We start from the raw sequence: 19,820 nt of genomic DNA, 5'->3' as shown, positions 1-19,820 counted from the left end.
GCTGGAGAGCCGAGATGACATCCTGGATCAGTGCCCTGCGCCCGGCCGCTCGTGAGAGCAAGCCGCATTACTCCTGCCGTCAGCAGTTCGCCGCAGCGCAGCGTGGCTATCGCCGTCGTGGGGCCAACGACTGGCTGCTGCTGGCGACGCTGCTGTGCAGCTTGCTGATCAGCCTGCCAACCCAGGCCGAGCGTCTCAAGGATCTGGCCTCCATCCAGGGCGTGCGCACCAACCAGCTGATCGGCTACGGCCTGGTGGTGGGCCTCAACGGCACCGGCGACCAGACCACGCAGACGCCCTTCACCGTGCAGACCTTCAACAACATGATGGCGCAGTTCGGTATCAAGGTGCCGGCGGGCGGCAACGTGCAGTTGAAGAACGTCGCCGCGGTTTCGGTACATGCCGATCTGCCGGCATTCGCCAAGCCTGGCCAGGCCATCGACATCACCATCTCCTCCATCGGTAACGCCAAGAGCCTGCGCGGTGGCAGCCTGCTGATGACCCCGCTCAAGGGCATCGACGGCAACGTCTACGCCATCGCTCAGGGCAACCTAGTGGTCGGCGGCTTCGATGCCAGTGGCGCCGATGGTTCGCGCATCACCGTCAACGTGCCCTCGGCTGGGCGCATCCCCGGCGGTGCCACGGTCGAGCGCCCGGTGCCCAGTGGTTTCGATCAGGGCAATACCCTGACCCTCAACCTCAATCGCCCCGACTTCACCACGGCGAAGAACATCGTCGATCAGATCAACGACCTGCTCGGCCCTGGCGTGGCCCAGGCCATCGATGGCGGCTCGATCCGCGTCAGCGCGCCGCTCGACCCCAATCAGCGCGTCGATTATCTGTCGATTCTGGAGAATCTGCAGGTGGAGGCCGGCAAGGCGGTGGCCAAGGTCATCATCAACTCGCGCACCGGCACCATCGTCATCGGCCAGGACGTCAAGGTGCAGCCAGCGGCCGTGACCCACGGCAGCCTGACCGTGACCATCACCGAAGACCCCATCGTCAGCCAGCCCGACGCACTCTCCGGTGGCCAGACCGCCGTGGTGCCGCGCTCGCGGGTCGGTGCCGAAGAAGAAAAGAAACCGATGTTCAAGTTCGGCCCAGGCACCAGCCTCGACGAAATCGTACGTGCGGTGAATCAGGTCGGTGCCGCACCTTCCGACCTCATGGCCATCCTGGAGGCGCTCAAGCAAGCCGGCGCCCTGCAGGCTGACCTGATCGTGATCTAAAGAGGCAAAACCTATGGACTCTCGACTCTCAGCCGGTCTGCTCGGCGCCAAGAGCCCGGTCGACAGCGGCTCGTTCAACGACCTGAACCGTCTCAACCAATTCAAGGTGGGCGGTGACAGCGAGCAGAACATTCGCAAGGTGGCCAAGGAGTTCGAGTCGCTGTTCGTCAACGAAATGCTCAAGGCCATGCGCTCGGCCAACGCCGTGTTCAGCGAAGGCAACTTCATGAACAGCAACGAGAGCAAGACCTACCAGGACATGTACGACCAGCAGTTGGCGGTCACCCTGTCCAATGAAGGTCGCGGCATTGGCCTGGCCGACGTACTGACGCGGCAGATGTCCAAGCTCAAGCAGCACTCCGATCGCCCCAATCCCTTTGCCCAGGTGCAGCAGCCGGCCTCGGCGCAAAGCGCCGAGCAGAGCGTCAAGGGGGTGTCCGGCTTTCGCGAGAGCGATGACGTGGCCGCGCTCAATCGTCGGCGCCTGGCGCTGCCGGGCAAACTGACCGATCGCCTGCTGGCCGGTATTGTGCCCGCCGCTGGCGAGGCCAAGACGCTGGCTGGCGAAGACTGGATTCCGGCGCAGGTCAGCACGGCCAAGACCACGGCACCGAAGCTGGACATCGATGCCCTCGCTGGCCGGCGCATCGCTCAGCCGCCGTTGGCGCCGAGCAAGGCTGCCTTCGCCTCGCCGCAGGAATTCGTCGCCACCATGCTGCCAATGGCCGAGGCGGCTGCCGAGAAGATCGGTGTCGACCCGCGTTATCTGGTGGCTCAGGCCGCGCTGGAAACGGGTTGGGGCAAGTCGATCATCCGCACCCGCGATGGCGACAGCAGCCACAACCTGTTCGGCATCAAGGCCCATGGCGGCTGGGAAGGGGACTCGGCGCGGGTGCTGACCACCGAGTTCAAGGGCGGCAAGGCGGTGAAGGAATCCGCCAGCTTCCGTACCTACGAGTCCTACGCCCACAGCTTCGACGATTACGTGCGCTTCCTGCAGGACAACGGGCGCTACGAGAAGGCGCTGAACGTCACCGAGAACCCGGAGCGCTTCGTCAAGGAACTGCAGCAGGCCGGTTATGCCACCGACCCCAACTACGCACGCAAGATTTCCCAGATCGCCCGTCAGATGCAGACCTATCAGGCCGTCGCGGCTGCCGATGGCTCGACCACCAGGACCTGAGATTGAAGCATGGCTGACCTCCTGAACATCGGCCTGTCCGGCCTGTCGGCGAACAAGACCTCGCTGTCGGTCACCGGCCACAACATCGTCAACGTCAACACCCCCGGCTTCTCCCGCCAGGATTCGGTGCAGGCCACGCGCGTGCCGCAGTTCAGTGGCGCTGGTTACATCGGTTCGGGCACCACGCTGGTGGACGTGCGGCGTATCTACAACGACTTTCTCACCACCCAGGTGCGCAGCAGCACGGCGCTGAACTCCGATACGCAGTCCTACCTCAGCCAGATCAACCAGCTCGACTCCTTGCTGGCCGGTAGTACTACGGGGGTGACGCCCGGCTTGCAGAAGCTGTTCAGCGCCCTGCAGACCGCCGCCGAAGACCCGGCCAACATTCCTGCCCGGCAGTTGGTGCTGTCCGAGGCCGAAGGCCTGGCCAAGCGTTTCAACACCGTGTACGACCGCCTGTTCGAGCAGAACAGCTTCATCAACAAGCAGCTTTCGGCGGTGACCGACCAGGTCAACCAATTGGCAACCTCGATTGCCGGCTACAACGACGCCATCGCCGTCGCTTCGGCCAACGGGCGGGCACCGAACGATCTGCTCGATGCGCGCGAAGAGGCGGTGCGCAAGTTGTCCGAGTTCGTCGGCGTCAGCGTGGTACCGCAGGACGACAATAGCTACAACCTGTTCATCGGCTCCGGCCAGCCTCTGGTGGTTGGCAGCACGGCTTCCAAGTTGCAGATCACTCCTGGGCTGTCCGACCCGCTGCGCAGCGAGATCCAGTTCGTCAGCGGCAACTCCCAGCAGAACGTCACCTCGCTGATCACCGGCGGCGAGATGGGCGGCCTGCTGCGCTATCGCCAGGACGTGCTGGACGTTTCGATGAACTCGGTGGGGCGCCTGGCGCTGTCGGTGGCCGACCAGCTCAACGTCCAGCTCGGGCAGGGGCTCGATCTCAACGGTCAGTTCGGCAACGAGCTGTTCCGCCCGCTCAACGACCCGCTGTTGCTCGCTCAGCGCAGCCTGGCGCGGGTGGGCAACAGCGACCCCTCGGCCAACCTCAATGTCAGCATCACCGATACCACCCAGTTGACCACCAGCGATTACGAGGTGCAGTTCACCAGCGCCACCGAATACGTGGTGCGCCGGCAATCCGACGGCACCCTGTTTCCGCCGACCCCGGCCACCTTCGACATCACCACGGTGCCAGCGCCGGAAATCGACGGTTTCAGCCTGGGCGTCGCCGCCGGCACCTTCGCCGCTGGCGACCGCTTCCAGGTCATGCCCACCCGCAATGCCGGGCGCGACATGCGCGCGGACATGAAGAACCCCGAGGAGCTGGCCTTCGCCGCGCCGCTGAAGGCCGAAACCAGCCCGGGCAACATCGGCACCGGCAAGATCAGCCAGCCGACCCTGAAGAGCGAGATCGACATCTATGACCCGGCGGCGCAAGCCGATCTGGAAACCAGCCTGCGCAACGCGCCGCCGCTGCGTATCGTCATGGGCGCCGCCGGTGGTGCCACGCAGAGCTACGATGTGGTGGATATCAACGGCAACGTGATCAATACCGGCAATATCGTGCCGGGTCAGGACAATGCCCTGACCATCAACGTGCCGGCCAACCCGCCAGGGATTCCGGTGGCGTTCGACTATCAGGTGAACATCAGCGGCCGGCCGGCAGCGGGCGACAATTTCTCGGTCTCGTTCAACACCAATGGCGTGTCCGACAACCGCAACGCCCTGAAACTGGTCGACCTGCAGAAGAAATCGGTCATCGGCATCAACCCGGCTGCGCCGGATACCACGGGCTCGAGCTTTTCCGATGCCTATGGTGACCTGGTCGAGCGGGTCGGTACCCTGACCAGCCAGGCACGGGTCGATGGCCAGGCGACTTCGGCGATCCTCAAACAGGCCACCGACAACCGCGACTCGGTCTCCGGGGTGAACCTGGACGAGGAGGCCGCCAAGCTGATCCAGTTCGAGCAGTACTACCAGGCTTCCGCGCAGATCATTCAAGTTGCGCGTAGCCTGTTCGATACCCTGATCAATACATTCTGATAGCGACCCTCCCGAATGCGGGAGGGTCAGGCCTGCTCCGATGGCAGGCACTGCAAGAGGCAAGCCTTATGGTCATGCGCATTTCCTCCGTTCAGGCGTTCAACAACGGCGTCTCAGGCCTGGGGAACAACTACGCCAACGTGATCCGCACCCAGGAGCAGATCAGCACCGGCAACCGCATCCTGACCCCGGCGGACGATCCGGTCGCCTCGGTGCGCCTGCTGCAGCTCGAGCAGCAGCAGTCGGTGCTCAAGCAGTACAACGACAACCTGACAGCCGCGAAGAACAGCCTGTCCCAGGAGGAAACCACCCTCAACTCGGTAAACACCGTGCTGCAGCGGGTGCGCGAACTGGCCGTGCGTGCCGGTGGCGGGGCACTGTCTTCGGCCGACCGCAACTCCATCGCCAAGGAGCTGTCCGAGCGCGAGGCCGAACTGCTCAACCTGATGAATACGCGCAACGCCCGTGGCGAATACCTGTTCGCCGGCAATCTGGGCAAGAACGAACCCTTCGTGCGCAACCCGGACGGCACCTACTCCTATTTCGGCGACGAGGGCCAGCGCAGCCTGCAGGTGGCCAGTTCCACCAACGTGGCGATCAACGACAACGGCAAGCGCCTGTTCGAGGACGTGAGCAATGCCGACCGGGTGATCAACGCCGGCGGCGTCAATAATCCGGCTCTGCCGACCCCGCCCTTGCCGGCGACCACCATCGCCGCCGTGCCCGAGGATGAGCAGCGGGTGTTCATGTCGCCGGGGCTGGTGGAGGACGAGCGCGCCTTCAATGCCAACTTCCGCAACGGCGAACCCTATTCGCTGGCCTTCGTCAGCGGCAACGAGTTTCGCATCTACGATGCCAGCGGCGCCGACGTCACCTCGGAGATTCCTGGCGGCGGCAAGATCGATCCGCTGGTCAGCGGCGGCAACTCCATCAACTTTCGTGGCATGCGTTTCCAGCTCGATGTGGCGCTCAAGGAGGGCGACAACCCGCAGGATCTGGACAACCTGCTGGCCGATATCCAGCCACCGGCCACCGCTGGCTCGCCTGGGCTCGGTACGCACAGCTTCACCTTGCAGTCGGCGCCGACCGAGTTCGCCGTGACCCGCTCCTCCACCAATGCCTCGGCGGCCGTGGTAGCTGGCGGCACCATCGTCAACCAGAACACCTTCGACAGCCAGTTCCCCACCTCCGGCGTGGTGCTGCGCTTCACCGACGCTACCAACTACGAGGTCTATGCTCAGCCCGTCGGCCCCAGCAGCCCGGTGCTGACCACCGGCACGGCGGCGGGGCCGTATCCGTCGACCTTCAACGTCTATGGCGTGGACTTCACCCTGTCCGGGCCGGCCAGTGCCGCCGGCGGGGACGAGTTCGGCGTCAAACCGCAGTTCCAGGAACAGCGCGGCATCCTCAACACCATCTCGCGTCTGCGTCAGGCGCTGGAGTCCTCGCCAACCTCGCCGGCCGGCAACCTGGCCGTGCGCAACGAGGTGGCCATCGCCCTGAAGAACCTCGACAACGGCATGGCCAACGTCGACGAGGTGCACACCGAGATCGGCGCGCGTCTCGGCCTGATCGAAACCACCAGCGTCGACAACGAGGACGTGACCCTGGTGAACAAGTCGGTGCAGGCCGAGTTGCGCGAACTGGACTACGCTGAGGCCCTGTCGCGCCTGTCGTTCCAGAGCATCATCCTCGAAGCGGCGCAGCAGAGCTACGTGAAGATCGCCGGGTTGAACCTGTTCAATCAGTTGCGTTGACGGGTTGAGCGTTTTCGCAAACGCTTCAGGGGTTCAGTTTCGCCTCGCGATCAGTCGAGGCCGCTATTCAAGCCTGCTCCACGGTCGCATTTTTCGCTCATTTCTCTATACGACTCGCTAAAGTCATGGCGTAGGCCGAGCGCTGTCGTGTAGTTGGCCGATCTTTTGCTCATACTGCACTGACAAGACTTGAAGTGTCGGAAATCTGGCTCTGTCGGATGAGTTCGCACTTTGCCCCATCACATGAGACGGCTTCGATCATGGTCAAGAACGATACCGCGCCACCTGGCGTGATCCTGCTTTCCGCCGGGCGTGGCAGCCGTATGCTGCCGTTGACCGAGGGTATCCCCAAGAGCCTGCTGCCGGCAGGTGATCGCCTGGTACTGGACTGGCTGATCGAGGCCGTCATGGCCCGCACTTCGGGTGAGATCGTGGTGGTGACGGGCTATGGTGAAGAGAAAGTCGTCGAACATCTGCGTCGGCGCTACGGTGAGGCTGTCGCCACGGTGCGCAATGATCGCTACGAACAGGATGTGAACATCCTGTCGGTGGAGCTCGGGGTCAGTGCCTTGCGCCATCCCGAGCGTGGCTACCTCATCGTGGAGACCGATCTGTTGCTGGACGATGCGGCTTGGGATCAGGTGTTCGAGGTCATACGGGCAAACGAAGGGCTGTCATGCTGGGTCTGCCATGGGGTATACGGGCCACAACTCACTGGCGGGATCGTCCACGCCGGTTCGGCAGGGCGTATCGATGCGGTGGATTACCAGCCGGTGCATTCAGCGGAATATGACGGCTGGCCGAAGATGGTCGGGCTGTTGCTGGTCGGCCCCGAACAGGTCGAGGAGGATCGTCGTCTGCGCCGAGCCGCCATCGAGCAGAGCATCGCTCAGTACTATCTGATGCCGTGGCGTGAAGGGATTGCGTCGTTGCCGTGCCGGGTATTACAACTTACCGGCGCGTTTGCACGATCGTTCAATACGGCGGTTGAATATCAGCGGGCTTGCGCGAGTTTTCTGGCGACTCGCCATGGCAGCCCGGACAACATTGACAAGAAGGTGGTCAGCGAGTGAATAGCGCAACGGAGATAGTTCGGGTTCCCGTGGAGAGCCTGCGGCACATCGAAGGCTTCAGTGCCAAGCGGGTCGATTGGCTGGTGCGCAAGATCCTCAGCGAGGGGGTGTGGAACAAACCCTTGGCGCTCGATGACGAACACGGCCTGGTGCTCGATGGCCAGCATCGCATGGAGGCCGCCAAGCGTCTCGGCCTGAAGTGGGTGCCGGCCGTGCGTTACCGCTATGCCGAGGTGGATGTCTGGAGCCTGCGGCCCAACCACAGCTTCGATTGGCAACTGGTCACCGAGCGTGCTCTGGCCGGCACGCCTTATCCCTACAAGACCGTCAAGCATCGCTTCCCTGGCGAAGGCCTGCCGGCGTGTCATTTTCAACTCGATGAGATGATGCGATGAAGAGCGTTTCCAGGGCGATCATTCTCGCCGCGGGCAAGAGCCTGCAGCTCGATGGCGAAAGCAAGGCATTGATTCGCCACCCTGCCACCGGGCGAACTATCCTCGACTACGCCATCGAGGCCTTCGCGGGCAAACGTATCACCGTGGTCGTGGGCTTTCGCGCCATCCAGATCATGCAGGCCTACCCACAGCTCGACTTCGTGCACAACCCGGAGTGGGCGCTGACCAACAACGCCATGAGCCTCGGCCTGGCGCTGAACGATGAGCCCTGCTACGTGGTGTCCGGCGATATCTTTCTGGAGCCTGCCTTGATCGACAGGCTCGACGCAGAGGCGGGTGATCTGGTGCTGACCTCCGACCGCGAGAAGCGCAGCCTGTCGGCCATCCACTGTGTACTGGACGATGGCGGCGACGTGGCCGAAACCTATCAGGGCCCCGTGCGCAGCATGAAGCATCCGGAGTCCGTCGGCCTGTTCAAGGTCTCTTCGCCGGAGGTGCTGCGCACGTGGCAGCGGCGTTGCATCGAGCACGCCAACCTGTTCGCCGGCCAATTGCTGCCGTGCGACAGCGCGCCGATCAAGGCCATACCGCTGCAGGACGAGTTGTACTACGAGGTGAATACGCCGACCGATTATCTGGAATTGATCGAGGCGACACGCTCATGATTCGTTCGCTGACCATAGGTGTGCCGATCTTCGATCGGGCCAAGCCTGAGCTGGCCGAGCAGCTCGGCCGCTTGCGCCGTGAAGCCGATGCCTTGAGTGTGCAACAGGCAATCGAACTGCGTACGGTGCGCCTGACCCTGCCGCCGCCGCAGGTCGACGCCGAGGTGGCGCCGGGTGTGCTGCGTTCGGTCGTCGAAAGTGTGCGCGAACTCGCCGACGTCGCTGGTGCCCGCTGGTACTGCATGCCGCTCGACCTGTTCGTCGCCCAGGGGCGCCAGGCATTGCTCGACGAGGCGCAGGCCCTGGTGCTGCGTGACAACAAGCTGTTCCTCAACCTGATTGTCGCTACGCCCGAGGCCATCTCGATGGAGGGGGCAGAGGCGGCCAGCCGCTTCGTCCTGGGTTTGGCGCGGCGCAGCAACAATGGCATCGACAACTTCCGCGTCGGGGTTTCGGCGGCCTGTCCGGCCGCCACGCCGTTCTTTCCCTTCTCCCGCCATGAGGGGGATGAGCTGGCGTTCAGCATCGCCATGGAGACCACCGCCATTGCCCTGACGCTGGCGCAAGAGGCGCGTCATCAGCGCCTGTCGCTGCAAGACCTGCAGGATCGCCTGATCGCCGCACTGGCCGAGGAAATGGCGCGTGTCGATGCCTTCGGCCGTGAACTGGAGCAGCGCACCGGCATTGCTTACCGTGGCCTGGATGGTTCGCTGGCGCCGTTCCCCGATGGCGAGACCTCGGTGGCCCGGCTCGTGGAGCTGCTGGGGCCGACGCCGGTGGGCAGCCTGGGCAGCATCTTCATCACCAGCGTGCTGACCGATGCCCTGAAGCTCGCTGCGCACAAGGCGCAGGCGCGTACCGTCGGCTTCAACGGCGTGATGTATTCGGTGCTGGAGGACAACGGCCTGACCGAGGCCAACAACCTGCGCGCCCTGAGTCTGGAGAAGCTGGCCGCGTTGTCCACCGTCTGCGGCTGTGGCATCGACATGGTACCGGTACCTTCGACCATGTTCGGCGAAGACCTCAGTGCCCTGATCCTCGATATCGCCGCACTCGCCGTGCGCCTGCGCAAGCCGCTGGGGGTGCGCCTGCTGCCCATTCCCAATCGCGCGGTCAATGAATACACCCAGTTGAACCTGGATTTCCTCTGCGATAGCCGGGTCATGGATCCGGGCATCAGCGCGTCCAAACCTATTCTGTGCGAGCCGGTCTGGCGCTATGCGGCCGAGCGTCTGAAGGAGCAGTGATGATAGATCCGGACAAGGTTCGACAGTTCTGGGAGCAACGCGCCGGCGACTATGGTCGCTTGCAATGGGAGTCTGTAGCCAATCTCGAGCAGGACGAGGAGAAGCTCAAGCTCAAGATTCGCGAAGAGACGGCCAAGGTCACCGCGTGGTTACCGCCCCTGCAAGGGCGATCCGTGCTGGATCTGGGGTCAGGTGTCGGACAATGGAGCTTGCGCTTCTGCCAGTGGGGAGCGGCCCGTGTGGTGGCGGTGGAATACGTCGAGGAACTGGGGCGCATTGCCAGTAGCCAGGCGCAACGTCAGGGCATCGACAATATCGAATTCGTGACCTGTTCCGCCGAGGCCTTCGACACTGACGAACGCTTCGATTTGCTGTTCATCTCCGGCCTCTTTCTTTATCTCAACGATCAGCAGTTGGCGGCACTCATCGCGAAGTTGCCGCGTCTGTTGCGCCCTGATGGTGTGGTCATGCTGCGTGACTCGGTGGGCATTCAGGGGCGCTACGAAATACACGATCGCTATTCGGAGCATCTCGGCAGTAACTATTCGGCGATCTATCGCACGCGCGATTTCTTCGTTGATGCCTTTGCCCAGCACGGGATGTTGCTGGAGCAGGATGAGCACGTCTTCCCCGAGGGGCACCCGCTCAACAAATATCCGGAAACCCGTCTGCACCTGTTTCTGTTTCGCGGCCCCGAGGCTTTGGAGTGATGCACATGAGTAAACAAGGCAGCGGAGCGCTTGCCCGAAAGTTCTGGGAGAAGGCCGATTACTCGAAACTGGCTGCCAAGGAAATGTACGACCGCCAACATGTCGTACTGCGCCAGCACGTATTGCCCTGTTTGAAGCCGCAGGGACGCCTGCTCGATATCGGTTGCTCCGACGGTGAGTTCACCGAAGTGCTCGGGCGAGGTTGCAGCGAGGGGTTGGGGCTCGATCTGTCGGCGCCCCTGATCGCCAAGGCACAGGCGCGCCGCACCGCGCATCCGCACCTGCGTTTCCAGGTGGGTGATGCCGTGCGCCTGGAGTTGGAGCCCATCTACGACACCGTATCGATCATGGGCATGCTGACCTACCTGGTCGATGACGGCGAATTCGCGCAGGCGCTGGATGCCGCCACGAGCGCGCTCAAACCGGGCGGCTATCTGGTGCTCAAGGATTCGGTACGCCTGGACGGGCAGGGCCATCTTTATCACAACGACGGTGCCTACGAGGCCCTGTACCGGGATGAGGAGGCTTATCTCGCGGCCTTTGCCCAGAGGGGCATGCAACTGGTTCGGCGTATCCCTATCGTGATCAGCCAGCCACAGGATCAGGCCAGTGTCGTCTATCTGATGCGCAAGCCGGAATATGACGCCCTCCCGGAACGTCGAGCTGCTACCCGGCTCGCCATTTTCCTGCAGGCTCCCGAAGCCTGGGCCAACGTTCGCACGATCTGGCAGGCAGCACTGGCAGACGACAATGCCGAGGCGCTGGTGGTGCTGATGCCGTTCTTCCATGACTCCTACGAATGGCGCAGATCCAAGGTCGAGCAGTACCTGCACGACGAGGGCGTTCCGTTCATCGCCTGGGATCGTCTCGACCTGGCGCAAGCGCAGATCGATGCCGTCATCTACACCTCGCCCTACGACGATACCCGGCCTGCCGAATATCGATTCGAGGCGGTGCGTCCTCTGGTTCGTTCGATCAGTTATGTTCCGTACGGTATCGAGATCGGTGGCGGTAGCTTCGATCTCGCCTTGCAGTACGGACAACCGGTGGCGAAAGCCTCGGATGTCGTCTTTGCTCGCTCGCAGCGACTCAAGGACATGTACCTGCGGCACTGCCCTACGGGCGATCGTCATGTCGTGGTGTCGGGCTATCCGCGCTTCGATGAACTGGCCAACCTGGCAGCGTTCGAGATCGATCCGCAGTTGTTGGCGCAAGTGGGCAACCGCATCCCCGTGCTGTGGAATACCCATTTTTCCTTCGATCAGGAGCAGTGGTCCACGTTCGATATCCTGGGCAGCGACATCATCGCCCTGTTCGCCAATCATCCGCGTCTGGCCTTGCTGTTCAGACCGCACCCCTTGTTGTGGATGCGCATGAAGTCCGTGCTGGGTTTCAGCGATGCCGATATTCAGGCATTGAAGGCCGAGCTGCATCGGCTTGGCATCATCGTCGACGAACGTGCGGATCACCGCCATGTGTTTGCCTGCAGCCATGCGCTGATCAGCGACATCGGCTCGTTCCTCATGGATTACCTGCTGACCGGAAAGCCCGTGTTGTATCTCAATAATCCCCATGGCATGGGGCTGAACGAGGAGGGCGAGGATCTGGTCAGCCTGTTCCCGAAAGCCGAGTCGATGGAGGCCGTGAAGCAGTTCATCGAAGCGCTCGAACGGGGTGAGGATGCGGGTAAGGAGCATCGAATGGCGGCGATTCCCAGGTTCGCAGAGCAACAGGATGGGCATGTCGGGGCGCGCATATACGAGCACATCAAATCCACACTGGCAGCCGCTCGATGAACCTGAGCGTGCTGATAACCGCCGCCGGCACGGGAACCGGTTACGCCTATGCGTTGGCGCAATCGCGCTGGTTTCCCCAGGTTGCCTTGTTCACGGCCGACACCAACCCTGCAGAGCTGGTCAGCGCGTCGCTGTTCTCCCGGCAGCACCTGGTGTTGCCTGGTAGTGACTCGGCCGATTATTTCGAGCGGCTGGAGTCCGCCCTGCAGGCCCATGCCATCGATGCCTATGTACCTTTGATCGATAGCGAGGTTGCCGTAGCGGCGGCCAGGCGCGGGCAGTTGAGTGCCAGGGTGGCCTGCAATGGCGTCGATTTCTGTAAGGCGGCACTGGCCAAGAGCCGTTATGGCTATTGGCTGGACGTGGACGGCGTGCTGACGCCCCGGCTTTTGGAGGCGCACGCCTTGCCGGCCTCCGGACGGGTCGTGGCCAAGCGTGACGGTGGGTTTGGTGGCCGAGCCACACATGTCCTGGACGATGCCGGTCAGGCTGCGCCTTTTCTCCGTGAGGGCTGGAGTTTTTACGAGCACATCGACGGCAGTGAGTTCACCGTGGACTGCTTTCCCTGGGGTGGCCAGGTGCTGACGTCCGTGCGCCAACGCCTGGAAGTGAAGTCCGGTGTATGCAGCAAGGCGCGGATAGTGCGTGACCCCGTGCTGGACAAGCTGGCCATGTTCTTCGTGGCGCGTTTTTCCTTGAGCGAGCCGTTCTGCTTTCAGACCCGATTGGCTGGCGGTGTGCATTACCTGATCGACATCAACCCGCGTCTCGGCGCCGGCACCGCCATGAGTGCATTGAACGGAACCGACTTTTTCGCCGCCCACCTTGCCGCACTGTCGGGTGAGGATCCACAGCGATTCTTGCGCCCTCGTTTCAGCGAGTGCGTGGTGACCCGTCAGTACACCGAATACCTGATGGACTCCAGCGAATGAGGATTGGTCTGGATCTGGACGGTACGCTCGTCAGTTGCCGTGAGCGGCAGATGACCTTGCTTGGCCTGCTGGCCAAGGCGTGTCGGTTGGTGCTGGACGTTCCCGCGTGCTGGGCGCTCAAGCGCGAAGGGCTGAGCAACCGCGCGGCATTGGTGCGCCTCGGCGCGCGCGCCGAGCAGGCAGAGCGAGTGGCCTCCTTGTGGGAGCAGGGGATCGAGGACTTCCACTGGTTGAGACACGACCAGCTATTGCCCGGTGTGCCGGAGCGTTTGCGGCAATGGCGTGAGGCGGGTCATTCATTGCACTTGATTTCCGCCCGCCGTAATCCGGTGAGCGCGGCCATGCAGCTCCGCTACCTGGGCCTGGACGACTTTGCCAGCGTGGATTTCGTCGATCCCTTCCTGGCCAATGGCAAGCGCCAAGTGCTCGAGCGGGTTTGCCCGGAGGTCTACATCGGCGATACCGAGCGCGACTACATCTGTGCCCGAGAAGCCGGCGTCCTGCCGCTGCTGCTTTGCTCTGGCCTGCGTAGCCGTGCCTACCTCGAACAGACTTGCACGAGCTGCGTGGTCGATGGTTTGGCGCAGATCGAATTACCCTTGCATGAAGCCGTGAGGCCTGGAGATAAATCCCGATGACTTATCAGCGAACTCAGCGTGAATTCACTGCACGCAAGGAAGAAGAACTCGCCGCGGGGGATGAGCTCAATGCTTTGTTGGCCCGCAGCCTGCCTGAACTGGGGCGCAAATGGGATAACCACCTGCCGGTGTTTCTGAGCGCGCCGTCGCTGGCACGTATCCTCTGGCTGGATTTCATCTACCGACAGGCCATCGAAGTGCCGGGGCGGGTAGTCGAGTTCGGCAGCCAATGGGGGGCGAGTCTCAATATCCTGATGTTGCTCAAGATGATCCACGAGCCCTGGAATGCGGGGCGGCAGATCCTTTCCTTTTCCACGTTCGACCAGGGTTTCGTATCGGTGGACAGCAAGGATGGCCCGGATGCACAGGTGGGGGATTACGCAGTGAGCCAGGGCTGGCAACAGGCCCTCGAGCAGATTCTGCAAACCCATGCGGCACGTAGCCCGATTGGCGCTCAAGAAAATTTCCGGATCGTCGAGGGCGATGTGCGCGAAACCTTCCCACGCTGGCTGGAAGAAAACCCCGAAGCCCTGATCTCCCACGCGCACTTCGACATGGATGTCTACGAACCGACGCGGGATATGCTGCGCCTGGTTCTGCCACGTATGCCCAAGGGGGCGATCCTGGTGTTCGATGAGTTGAACTGTCCTTCCTTTCCGGGTGAAACGCAGGCCGTGATGGAGGTGTTGGGCATACAGGGCCTGGCATTGCGCAAGAGTTCTTATCAGCCCTATTCTGCGTACTGCGTGATCGAGTGAGGCGCCGGGGATGATTCCATTTCTGGATTTGCAGGCGCTCAATCAGCGCTTCGAGGATGAGTTCCAGGCGGCTTTCAAGCGGGTAATGGCCGGTGGCTGGTTCATCCAGGGAGAAGAGTGCCGGGCCTTCGAGGCCGATTTCGCCAGCTATTGCGGCGTCGAGCAGGCCATCGGGGTCGGCAACGGGTTGGATGCCCTGGTGCTGATTCTGCGAGCACTGCTGGAAGTGGGGCGTCTGCAACCCGGCGACGAAGTATTGGTGCCGGGAAATACCTTCATCGCCACTGCCTTGGCGGTGAGCGCCAGTGGCCTGCGCATTCGCCTGGTGGAGCCGGAGCTCTCTCGCTACAACCTCGACCCACAAGCGGTGGAGGCGGCGATCGGGGAGCGTACTCGGGCCATTCTCGCGGTGCATCTTTATGGTCGCCTGGCCGATATGACGGCACTCACCGAAATAGCCCAGCGCCATGGCTTGTTGTTGCTGGAGGATGCTGCGCAGGCACATGGTGCGCGTCTTGGGGCACGCAAGGCCGGTGCTTGGGGTGTGGCGGCGGGGTTCAGTCTGTTTCCCGGCAAACCCTTGGGCGCGCTGGGTGATGGCGGCGTCGTGACCACCCATGACGCGGAACTGGCAGCCGTGATGCGCTCACTGCAGAACTATGGCTCGACCATCAAGTATCAACACGATCGTAAAGGCGGCAACTCACGCCTGGATGAGCTGCAGGCAGCCTTTCTGCGTATCAAGCTCAGGCACCTGGATGCCGATAACCAGGCACGACAGGCGATCGCCCAGCGTTATCGTCAAGGTTTGGATCCTGACTTGTTCGCGCTGCCGAACATGCCGGCCGAGGAGGAGGTGCATGCCTGGCACCTCTATGTGCTGCGCAGTGGCAACAGAGCGGCCTTGCAAACGCATCTTGCGCAAGCCGGTGTGCAGACGCTGATCCATTATCCGACGCCGATCCATCGGCAGGCAGCCTATGGCGAACTTGCCGGCTTGAACCTGCCAGTGACGGAAATGCTCAGTGAGCAGGTGCTCAGCCTACCGATCTATCCAGGGTTATCGGCAGCGCAGGTCGACCGCGTGATCGAGGCTTGCAACAGCTTCGCCGCAACCCATCCGAATTCCTCTGCACGGGAGCACTGACGTGTCGCTGCAGCATTGCAAGATTATCGATCTACCGAAGATAGAAGATCCCCGAGGCAACCTGACCTTCATCGAAGGAGGGCAGCATGTGCCATTTGAAATTCAGCGCGTCTACTATCTCTACGATGTTCCCGGTGGCTCGCACCGTGGCGGTCATGCCCACAAGGATCTGCACCAGTTGCTGATCGCCATGTCCGGCAGTTTCGATATCACCCTCGACGATGGCCGCACCAAGTTCAAATACCACCTGAACCGTTCCTACTATGGGCTTTATATTCCGCCCATGATCTGGCGTGAAATCGACAACTTTTCCAGTGGCTCCGTTTGCATGGTATTGGCATCCGCCCACTACACGGAGGCGGATTACTACCGTGATTACGAGACGTTCTGCCAGGCTGTCGGCAATGGAGGTCGCGTATGAGCGATAACCTTGGCAAGGGTGTTTCGACGACTCCTGTTCTCGATCGGCTCAGAGTGGAGCTGGCACGGCTGCGCGAGTCCAAGGACATGCGGCGTGAATGCCCTCTGGTGAGCGTCTGTATCGCCGCCTATAACCATGAGGCTTATGTTGCCGAGGCCATCGAGTCGGTTCTGGCACAAAGCTATCCGAACATTGAGATCCTGATCGCTGACGATGCCTCTCCTGATGGTACCGCCAGTGTCATTCGCACATACGCGCAACGCTACCCGGAGCGTGTGCACGCTTTGCTGTTGAAGGAAAACGAGGGGCCTTCACGCGTATCCAATCGCCTGTTCGAGATGGCTCAGGGCGAGTGGGTGGCTTTTCTGGGTTCCGACGACCGCATGCTGCCGGAGCGTATCGCCCGGCAGGTGGAGTACCTGCACGGCGACCCCGAGTGCGTCGCGCTGTTCAGCGAAATCGCGGTCATCGATGCTCAGGGCGCGAGAGTCGGCGGTGATACCGAGGCGTTCTTCAACCAGCCGATCACCCACCTGCGCCGTCAACTGCTGACCGGCAACTTCCTCAACGCGCCCTCGGCGATGGTGCGCAGGAGCGACTTGCTCGCGCTCGGTGGTTATGACCCTCTGCTGCGTTACGTGCAGGACTTCGAGCTGTGGGGGCGCTTGCTGGCGCGAGGCAGCATCGCCCGATTGCCGGAGTGCCTGACCGAATATCGTGTGCATGGCTCGAACCTGAGTATCTTCGACGATCGTGGGCCGAACTTCTCCGCTCGCAGCGAAACGCTCGAAACCATCGTCGGCTTCGCCCGCCAATGGCCCCTGGAATCGCTGCTGCTGCGCCAGCCGGAGCATGATCAGGAACGTGCTGCGGCGCTGCTCGAGCTGGCGGGTGTGCTGCAACTGGTCGATCGCAAGTTCTTCGGCAAACCGGCCCTGGGCACTGCCCATGGCTATCAGCTCGCCCTGCAGGCCGGGCGTCTGCATCCCGAGCTGGCCAAGCTGGCGAAACAGCATATCGAACGCAGCCTGGAAAACGGCTTCGATGCGCAGTGGCAGCCCTGCGCCTGGCAGCAGGGGCGCGCCTGGTTCGTCGAGCCGCGTCTGGCATTGGGCGATGGCAGCGGCGCGCGAGGCGAGCTGAACACCTGGCTGGCGGAGCGAATTCCCACCCAGGCGCAGCGCACCCTGATCGATGACTACCTGCAGGCCCATGACGGGGGGCCGCTGATCGCGGTGGTGATCGTCGACCTGGTCGGCGACACCGATGGGCTGGCGGCCACCATCAAGAGCCTGGGGGTCGAAGACAACTGGTATGCGTCGGTGCGCATCCTGGTGCTGTCCGTGGCCGCCGTTCCGGCTACGCAACGAGGCGGCAAGCTGCACATGCTGCAGGTGGACGCCGACAGTTATATCCATACGCTCAACGCCGAGCTGGGCGAGATGGATTTCGCTTGGGCGATGGTCGTTCAGGCCGGAGAACTGTTCACCCCCACCGGGCTGCTGATCGCCGGCCTCGAGCTGGTTTCGGCGAGTGCCTGTACAGCTGTCTATGGTGATGAGCTGCAGCGCCTGCCCTCCGGTGACCTCGGGGCGGCGTTCCGACCGGCGTTCAACCTCGATCTGCTGTTGAGCTTTCCCGTGGGCATGGCACGGCACTGGCTGTTCCGCCGTGACGTCCTGCTGCAGCTCGGCGGCTTCGCTGAACAGGATGCTGGCGCCATGGAGCTTGGCCTGATCCTGCGCCTGATCGAAAGCCAGGGCTGGGGCGGTATCGGTCATGTCGACGAGCCGCTATTGATTGCCCAGGCCCCGGTGCTCAAGGACTGCCCCGACGAGCAGGCCATCATCCGTGGCCATCTGCAGCGTCGCGGTTATGCAGCGTCGCGGCTGGTGCCGCATCTGCCGGGGCGCTACCGGATTCACTATGGCCACGATGATGCGCCGCTGGTTTCCATCATCATCCCGACCAAGGATCAGCTCCCCATCCTGCAGCGCTGCGTCGAAAGCCTGCTGGAGAAGACGGCCTACGGCAACTACGAGCTGCTGATCGTCGACAACAACAGCGAAACGCCCGAGGCCCAGGCCTGGTTCGAGGGGGTCGAGGCGCTGGGCGACAGCAAGGTGCGCATCCTGCGCTATCCGCACCCGTTCAACTATTCGGCGATCAACAACATGGCGGCGCGCCAGGCGCGCGGCGACTACCTGGTGCTGCTCAACAACGACACCGCGATCATCAGCGAGCACTGGCTGGACGAGTTGCTCAACCACGCGCTGCGCCCCGAGGTGGGGATCGTCGGCGCCAAGCTGCTCTACCCGGACGGCAGTATTCAGCATGCCGGCGTGCTGCTGGGCCTGCGTGGGCCGGCCGAGCATCCGTTCATCGGTGATCCGATGGACGCGCCGGGCTACATGCAGCGCTTGCAGGTCGACCAGAACTACAGCGCGGTCACGGCCGCCTGCCTGATGATCCGCAAATCGATCTATGCAGAGGTCGGCGGGCTGGAGGAGCAGCAGTTCAAGGTGTCCTACAACGACGTCGACCTGTGCCTCAAGGTACGCGAGGCTGGCCATCTGATCGTCTGGACACCGCATGCCGTGTTGATGCACGAAGGTAGCGTGAGCCAGAAACGCATCGATCCCAAGGCCGCCGAGGCCAAATACAAGCGCTTCGTCGGCGAACAGGATGCGATGTACCAGAAATGGCTGCCGGCGCTGGCCAACGACCCGGCTTACAACCGCAACCTCTCGCTCAACGGCAAGGGCTTCGAGCTGGAGCCCGACAACAACCTGACCTGGCGTCCATTGACCTGGCGCCCGCTGCCGGTGGTGCTGGCGCACCCGGCTGACCCCTGGGGCTGCGGCAACTACCGGGTGATCAGGCCGTTGCGCGCCATGCAGCGTGATGCTCTGGTCGATGGCATGCTCTCCGAGGGGCTGCTGCAGGTGGTCGAGCTGGAGCGCTTCAATCCTGACGTGATCGTGCTGCAGCGGCAGATCGGCGACGAACGCCTGGAGGCGATGCGCCGCATCAAGCAGTTCTCCTCGGCCTTCACCGTCTACGAACTGGACGACTATCTGCCCAACCTGCCGATCAAGAGCGTGCACCGTGAGCACATGCCCAGGGACATCCTCAAGTCCCTGCGCCGTGGTCTGAGCTTCGTCGATCGCTTCGTCGTCTCCACCGCGCCCCTGGCCGAAGCCTTCGCCGGGCTGCATGACGACATCCGCGTGGTGCAGAACCGCCTGCCGCTGGAATGGTGGCAGGGCCTGGAGGCCAAGCGTCGGCGCGGGCGCAAGCCGCGGGTCGGTTGGGCCGGCGGCGCCAGCCATACCGGCGATCTGGAACTGATCGCGGATGTGGTCAAGGAGCTGGCAGGGGAAGTGGAATGGGTTTTCTTCGGCATGTGCCCAGCCGCCATCCGGCCTTATGTGCATGAGGTGCACGCCGGGGTCGAGATCGATACGTATCCCGCTGCATTGGCGCGTCTGGATCTGGATCTGGCGATAGCGCCGGTCGAGCAGAACCTGTTCAACGAGTGCAAGAGCAACCTGCGTCTGCTCGAATACGGCGCCTGTGGCTTCCCCGTGGTGTGCAGCGATCTGGAGTGCTACAAGGGTGACCTGCCCGTGACCCGGGTGAAGAACCGTTTCCGCGACTGGGTCGAAGCCATTCGCATGCACATCAATGACCTCGATGCGGCTGCCCTGGCGGGGGATCGCTTGCGCGCGGCGGTCTACCGCGACTGGATGCTCGAGGGCGCAGGCCTGCAGCGCTGGCGCGACGCCTGGATGCCGGACTGAGCCGGCGTTGA

The 19,820-nt window shown here is 62.8% G+C and carries 16 protein-coding genes; all 16 read left to right on the top strand.

What is annotated here, in order from left to right; translation table 11 throughout:
* The first annotated feature begins 14 nt into the window (after positions 1-14).
* On the top strand, positions 15-1,229 hold the full coding sequence (locus tag ACSVIK_RS09230; protein ID WP_442444048.1) for a flagellar basal body P-ring protein FlgI: 1,215 nt from the start codon (positions 15-17) through the stop codon (positions 1,227-1,229).
* A gap of 13 nt (positions 1,230-1,242) precedes the next feature.
* On the top strand, positions 1,243-2,412 hold the full coding sequence (gene flgJ, locus ACSVIK_RS09225) for a flagellar assembly peptidoglycan hydrolase FlgJ (protein WP_442444047.1): 1,170 nt from the start codon (positions 1,243-1,245) through the stop codon (positions 2,410-2,412).
* Between the two features lie 9 nt (positions 2,413-2,421).
* A complete protein-coding gene (gene flgK, locus ACSVIK_RS09220) occupies positions 2,422-4,467 on the top strand; it encodes a flagellar hook-associated protein FlgK (protein ID WP_442444046.1) in 2,046 nt (681 codons plus the stop codon).
* 74 nt (positions 4,468-4,541) lie between these two features.
* Complete coding sequence (locus ACSVIK_RS09215; RefSeq protein WP_442444045.1) at positions 4,542-6,224, top strand: flagellar hook-associated protein 3; 1,683 nt, start codon at positions 4,542-4,544, stop codon at positions 6,222-6,224.
* A 260-nt stretch (positions 6,225-6,484) separates the two neighbouring features.
* The gene (locus ACSVIK_RS09210) at positions 6,485-7,297 is read left to right on the top strand and encodes an NTP transferase domain-containing protein (protein WP_442444044.1); all 813 of its coding nucleotides are present in this window, start codon (positions 6,485-6,487) and stop codon (positions 7,295-7,297) included.
* Complete coding sequence (locus ACSVIK_RS09205) at positions 7,294-7,692, top strand: hypothetical protein (protein WP_442444043.1); 399 nt, start codon at positions 7,294-7,296, stop codon at positions 7,690-7,692. Before ACSVIK_RS09210 ends, ACSVIK_RS09205 begins: the two co-directional genes overlap by 4 nt.
* Entirely contained in the window at positions 7,689-8,357 is a 669-nt protein-coding gene (locus tag ACSVIK_RS09200) for an NTP transferase domain-containing protein (protein ID WP_442444042.1), read from the top strand. Before ACSVIK_RS09205 ends, ACSVIK_RS09200 begins: the two co-directional genes overlap by 4 nt.
* Positions 8,354-9,604 (top strand): DUF711 family protein, encoded by a 1,251-nt coding sequence (locus ACSVIK_RS09195; protein WP_442444041.1) that lies wholly within the window; start codon positions 8,354-8,356, stop codon positions 9,602-9,604. Before ACSVIK_RS09200 ends, ACSVIK_RS09195 begins: the two co-directional genes overlap by 4 nt.
* A complete protein-coding gene (locus tag ACSVIK_RS09190) occupies positions 9,604-10,314 on the top strand; it encodes a class I SAM-dependent methyltransferase (protein ID WP_442444040.1) in 711 nt (236 codons plus the stop codon). The genes ACSVIK_RS09195 and ACSVIK_RS09190 overlap by 1 nt, the downstream gene beginning before the upstream one ends.
* Positions 10,315-10,319: 5 nt before the next feature.
* A complete protein-coding gene (locus tag ACSVIK_RS09185) occupies positions 10,320-12,110 on the top strand; it encodes a methyltransferase domain-containing protein (RefSeq protein WP_442444039.1) in 1,791 nt (596 codons plus the stop codon).
* Positions 12,107-13,042, top strand: coding sequence for an ATP-grasp domain-containing protein (locus tag ACSVIK_RS09180; protein ID WP_442444038.1), 936 nt, complete (start codon positions 12,107-12,109; stop codon positions 13,040-13,042). Before ACSVIK_RS09185 ends, ACSVIK_RS09180 begins: the two co-directional genes overlap by 4 nt.
* Positions 13,039-13,680, top strand: coding sequence for an HAD family hydrolase (locus tag ACSVIK_RS09175; protein ID WP_442444037.1), 642 nt, complete (start codon positions 13,039-13,041; stop codon positions 13,678-13,680). The genes ACSVIK_RS09180 and ACSVIK_RS09175 overlap by 4 nt, the downstream gene beginning before the upstream one ends.
* On the top strand, positions 13,677-14,438 hold the full coding sequence (locus ACSVIK_RS09170; RefSeq protein ID WP_442444036.1) for a class I SAM-dependent methyltransferase: 762 nt from the start codon (positions 13,677-13,679) through the stop codon (positions 14,436-14,438). Before ACSVIK_RS09175 ends, ACSVIK_RS09170 begins: the two co-directional genes overlap by 4 nt.
* Positions 14,439-14,448: 10 nt before the next feature.
* The gene (locus ACSVIK_RS09165; RefSeq protein ID WP_442444035.1) at positions 14,449-15,585 is read left to right on the top strand and encodes a DegT/DnrJ/EryC1/StrS family aminotransferase; all 1,137 of its coding nucleotides are present in this window, start codon (positions 14,449-14,451) and stop codon (positions 15,583-15,585) included.
* A 1-nt stretch (position 15,586) separates the two neighbouring features.
* Positions 15,587-16,006, top strand: coding sequence for a sugar 3,4-ketoisomerase (locus tag ACSVIK_RS09160; protein ID WP_442444034.1), 420 nt, complete (start codon positions 15,587-15,589; stop codon positions 16,004-16,006).
* Positions 16,003-19,809 carry a glycosyltransferase gene (locus ACSVIK_RS09155; protein WP_442444033.1) on the top strand — a complete coding sequence of 1,269 codons (3,807 nt, stop codon included), beginning with the start codon at positions 16,003-16,005 and terminating at the stop codon, positions 19,807-19,809. The genes ACSVIK_RS09160 and ACSVIK_RS09155 overlap by 4 nt, the downstream gene beginning before the upstream one ends.
* The last annotated feature ends 11 nt before the right edge of the window (positions 19,810-19,820 follow it).

It is taken from the genome of Pseudomonas sp. NCHU5216, assembly GCF_052156495.1.
Classification (GTDB): Bacteria; Pseudomonadota; Gammaproteobacteria; order Pseudomonadales; family Pseudomonadaceae; genus Aquipseudomonas.
The sequence above is the reverse complement of the archived record's forward strand: the minus strand, read 5'-3'. Positions and strand labels throughout refer to the sequence as shown.

Excerpts from the sequence above, each read along its gene's own strand:
- ACSVIK_RS09230 (WP_442444048.1), top strand. The coding sequence starts at position 15 with ATGACATCCTGGATCAGTGCCCTGCGCCCGGCCGCTCGTGAGAGCAAG.
- flgJ (WP_442444047.1), top strand. The coding sequence starts at position 1,243 with ATGGACTCTCGACTCTCAGCCGGTCTGCTCGGCGCCAAGAGCCCGGTC.
- flgK (WP_442444046.1), top strand. The coding sequence starts at position 2,422 with ATGGCTGACCTCCTGAACATCGGCCTGTCCGGCCTGTCGGCGAACAAG.
- ACSVIK_RS09215 (WP_442444045.1), top strand. The coding sequence starts at position 4,542 with ATGCGCATTTCCTCCGTTCAGGCGTTCAACAACGGCGTCTCAGGCCTG.
- ACSVIK_RS09210 (WP_442444044.1), top strand. The coding sequence starts at position 6,485 with ATGGTCAAGAACGATACCGCGCCACCTGGCGTGATCCTGCTTTCCGCC.
- ACSVIK_RS09200 (WP_442444042.1), top strand. The coding sequence starts at position 7,689 with ATGAAGAGCGTTTCCAGGGCGATCATTCTCGCCGCGGGCAAGAGCCTG.
- ACSVIK_RS09195 (WP_442444041.1), top strand. The coding sequence starts at position 8,354 with ATGATTCGTTCGCTGACCATAGGTGTGCCGATCTTCGATCGGGCCAAG.
- ACSVIK_RS09190 (WP_442444040.1), top strand. The coding sequence starts at position 9,604 with ATGATAGATCCGGACAAGGTTCGACAGTTCTGGGAGCAACGCGCCGGC.
- ACSVIK_RS09185 (WP_442444039.1), top strand. The coding sequence starts at position 10,320 with ATGAGTAAACAAGGCAGCGGAGCGCTTGCCCGAAAGTTCTGGGAGAAG.
- ACSVIK_RS09180 (WP_442444038.1), top strand. The coding sequence starts at position 12,107 with ATGAACCTGAGCGTGCTGATAACCGCCGCCGGCACGGGAACCGGTTAC.
- ACSVIK_RS09175 (WP_442444037.1), top strand. The coding sequence starts at position 13,039 with ATGAGGATTGGTCTGGATCTGGACGGTACGCTCGTCAGTTGCCGTGAG.
- ACSVIK_RS09170 (WP_442444036.1), top strand. The coding sequence starts at position 13,677 with ATGACTTATCAGCGAACTCAGCGTGAATTCACTGCACGCAAGGAAGAA.
- ACSVIK_RS09165 (WP_442444035.1), top strand. The coding sequence starts at position 14,449 with ATGATTCCATTTCTGGATTTGCAGGCGCTCAATCAGCGCTTCGAGGAT.
- ACSVIK_RS09155 (WP_442444033.1), top strand. The coding sequence starts at position 16,003 with ATGAGCGATAACCTTGGCAAGGGTGTTTCGACGACTCCTGTTCTCGAT.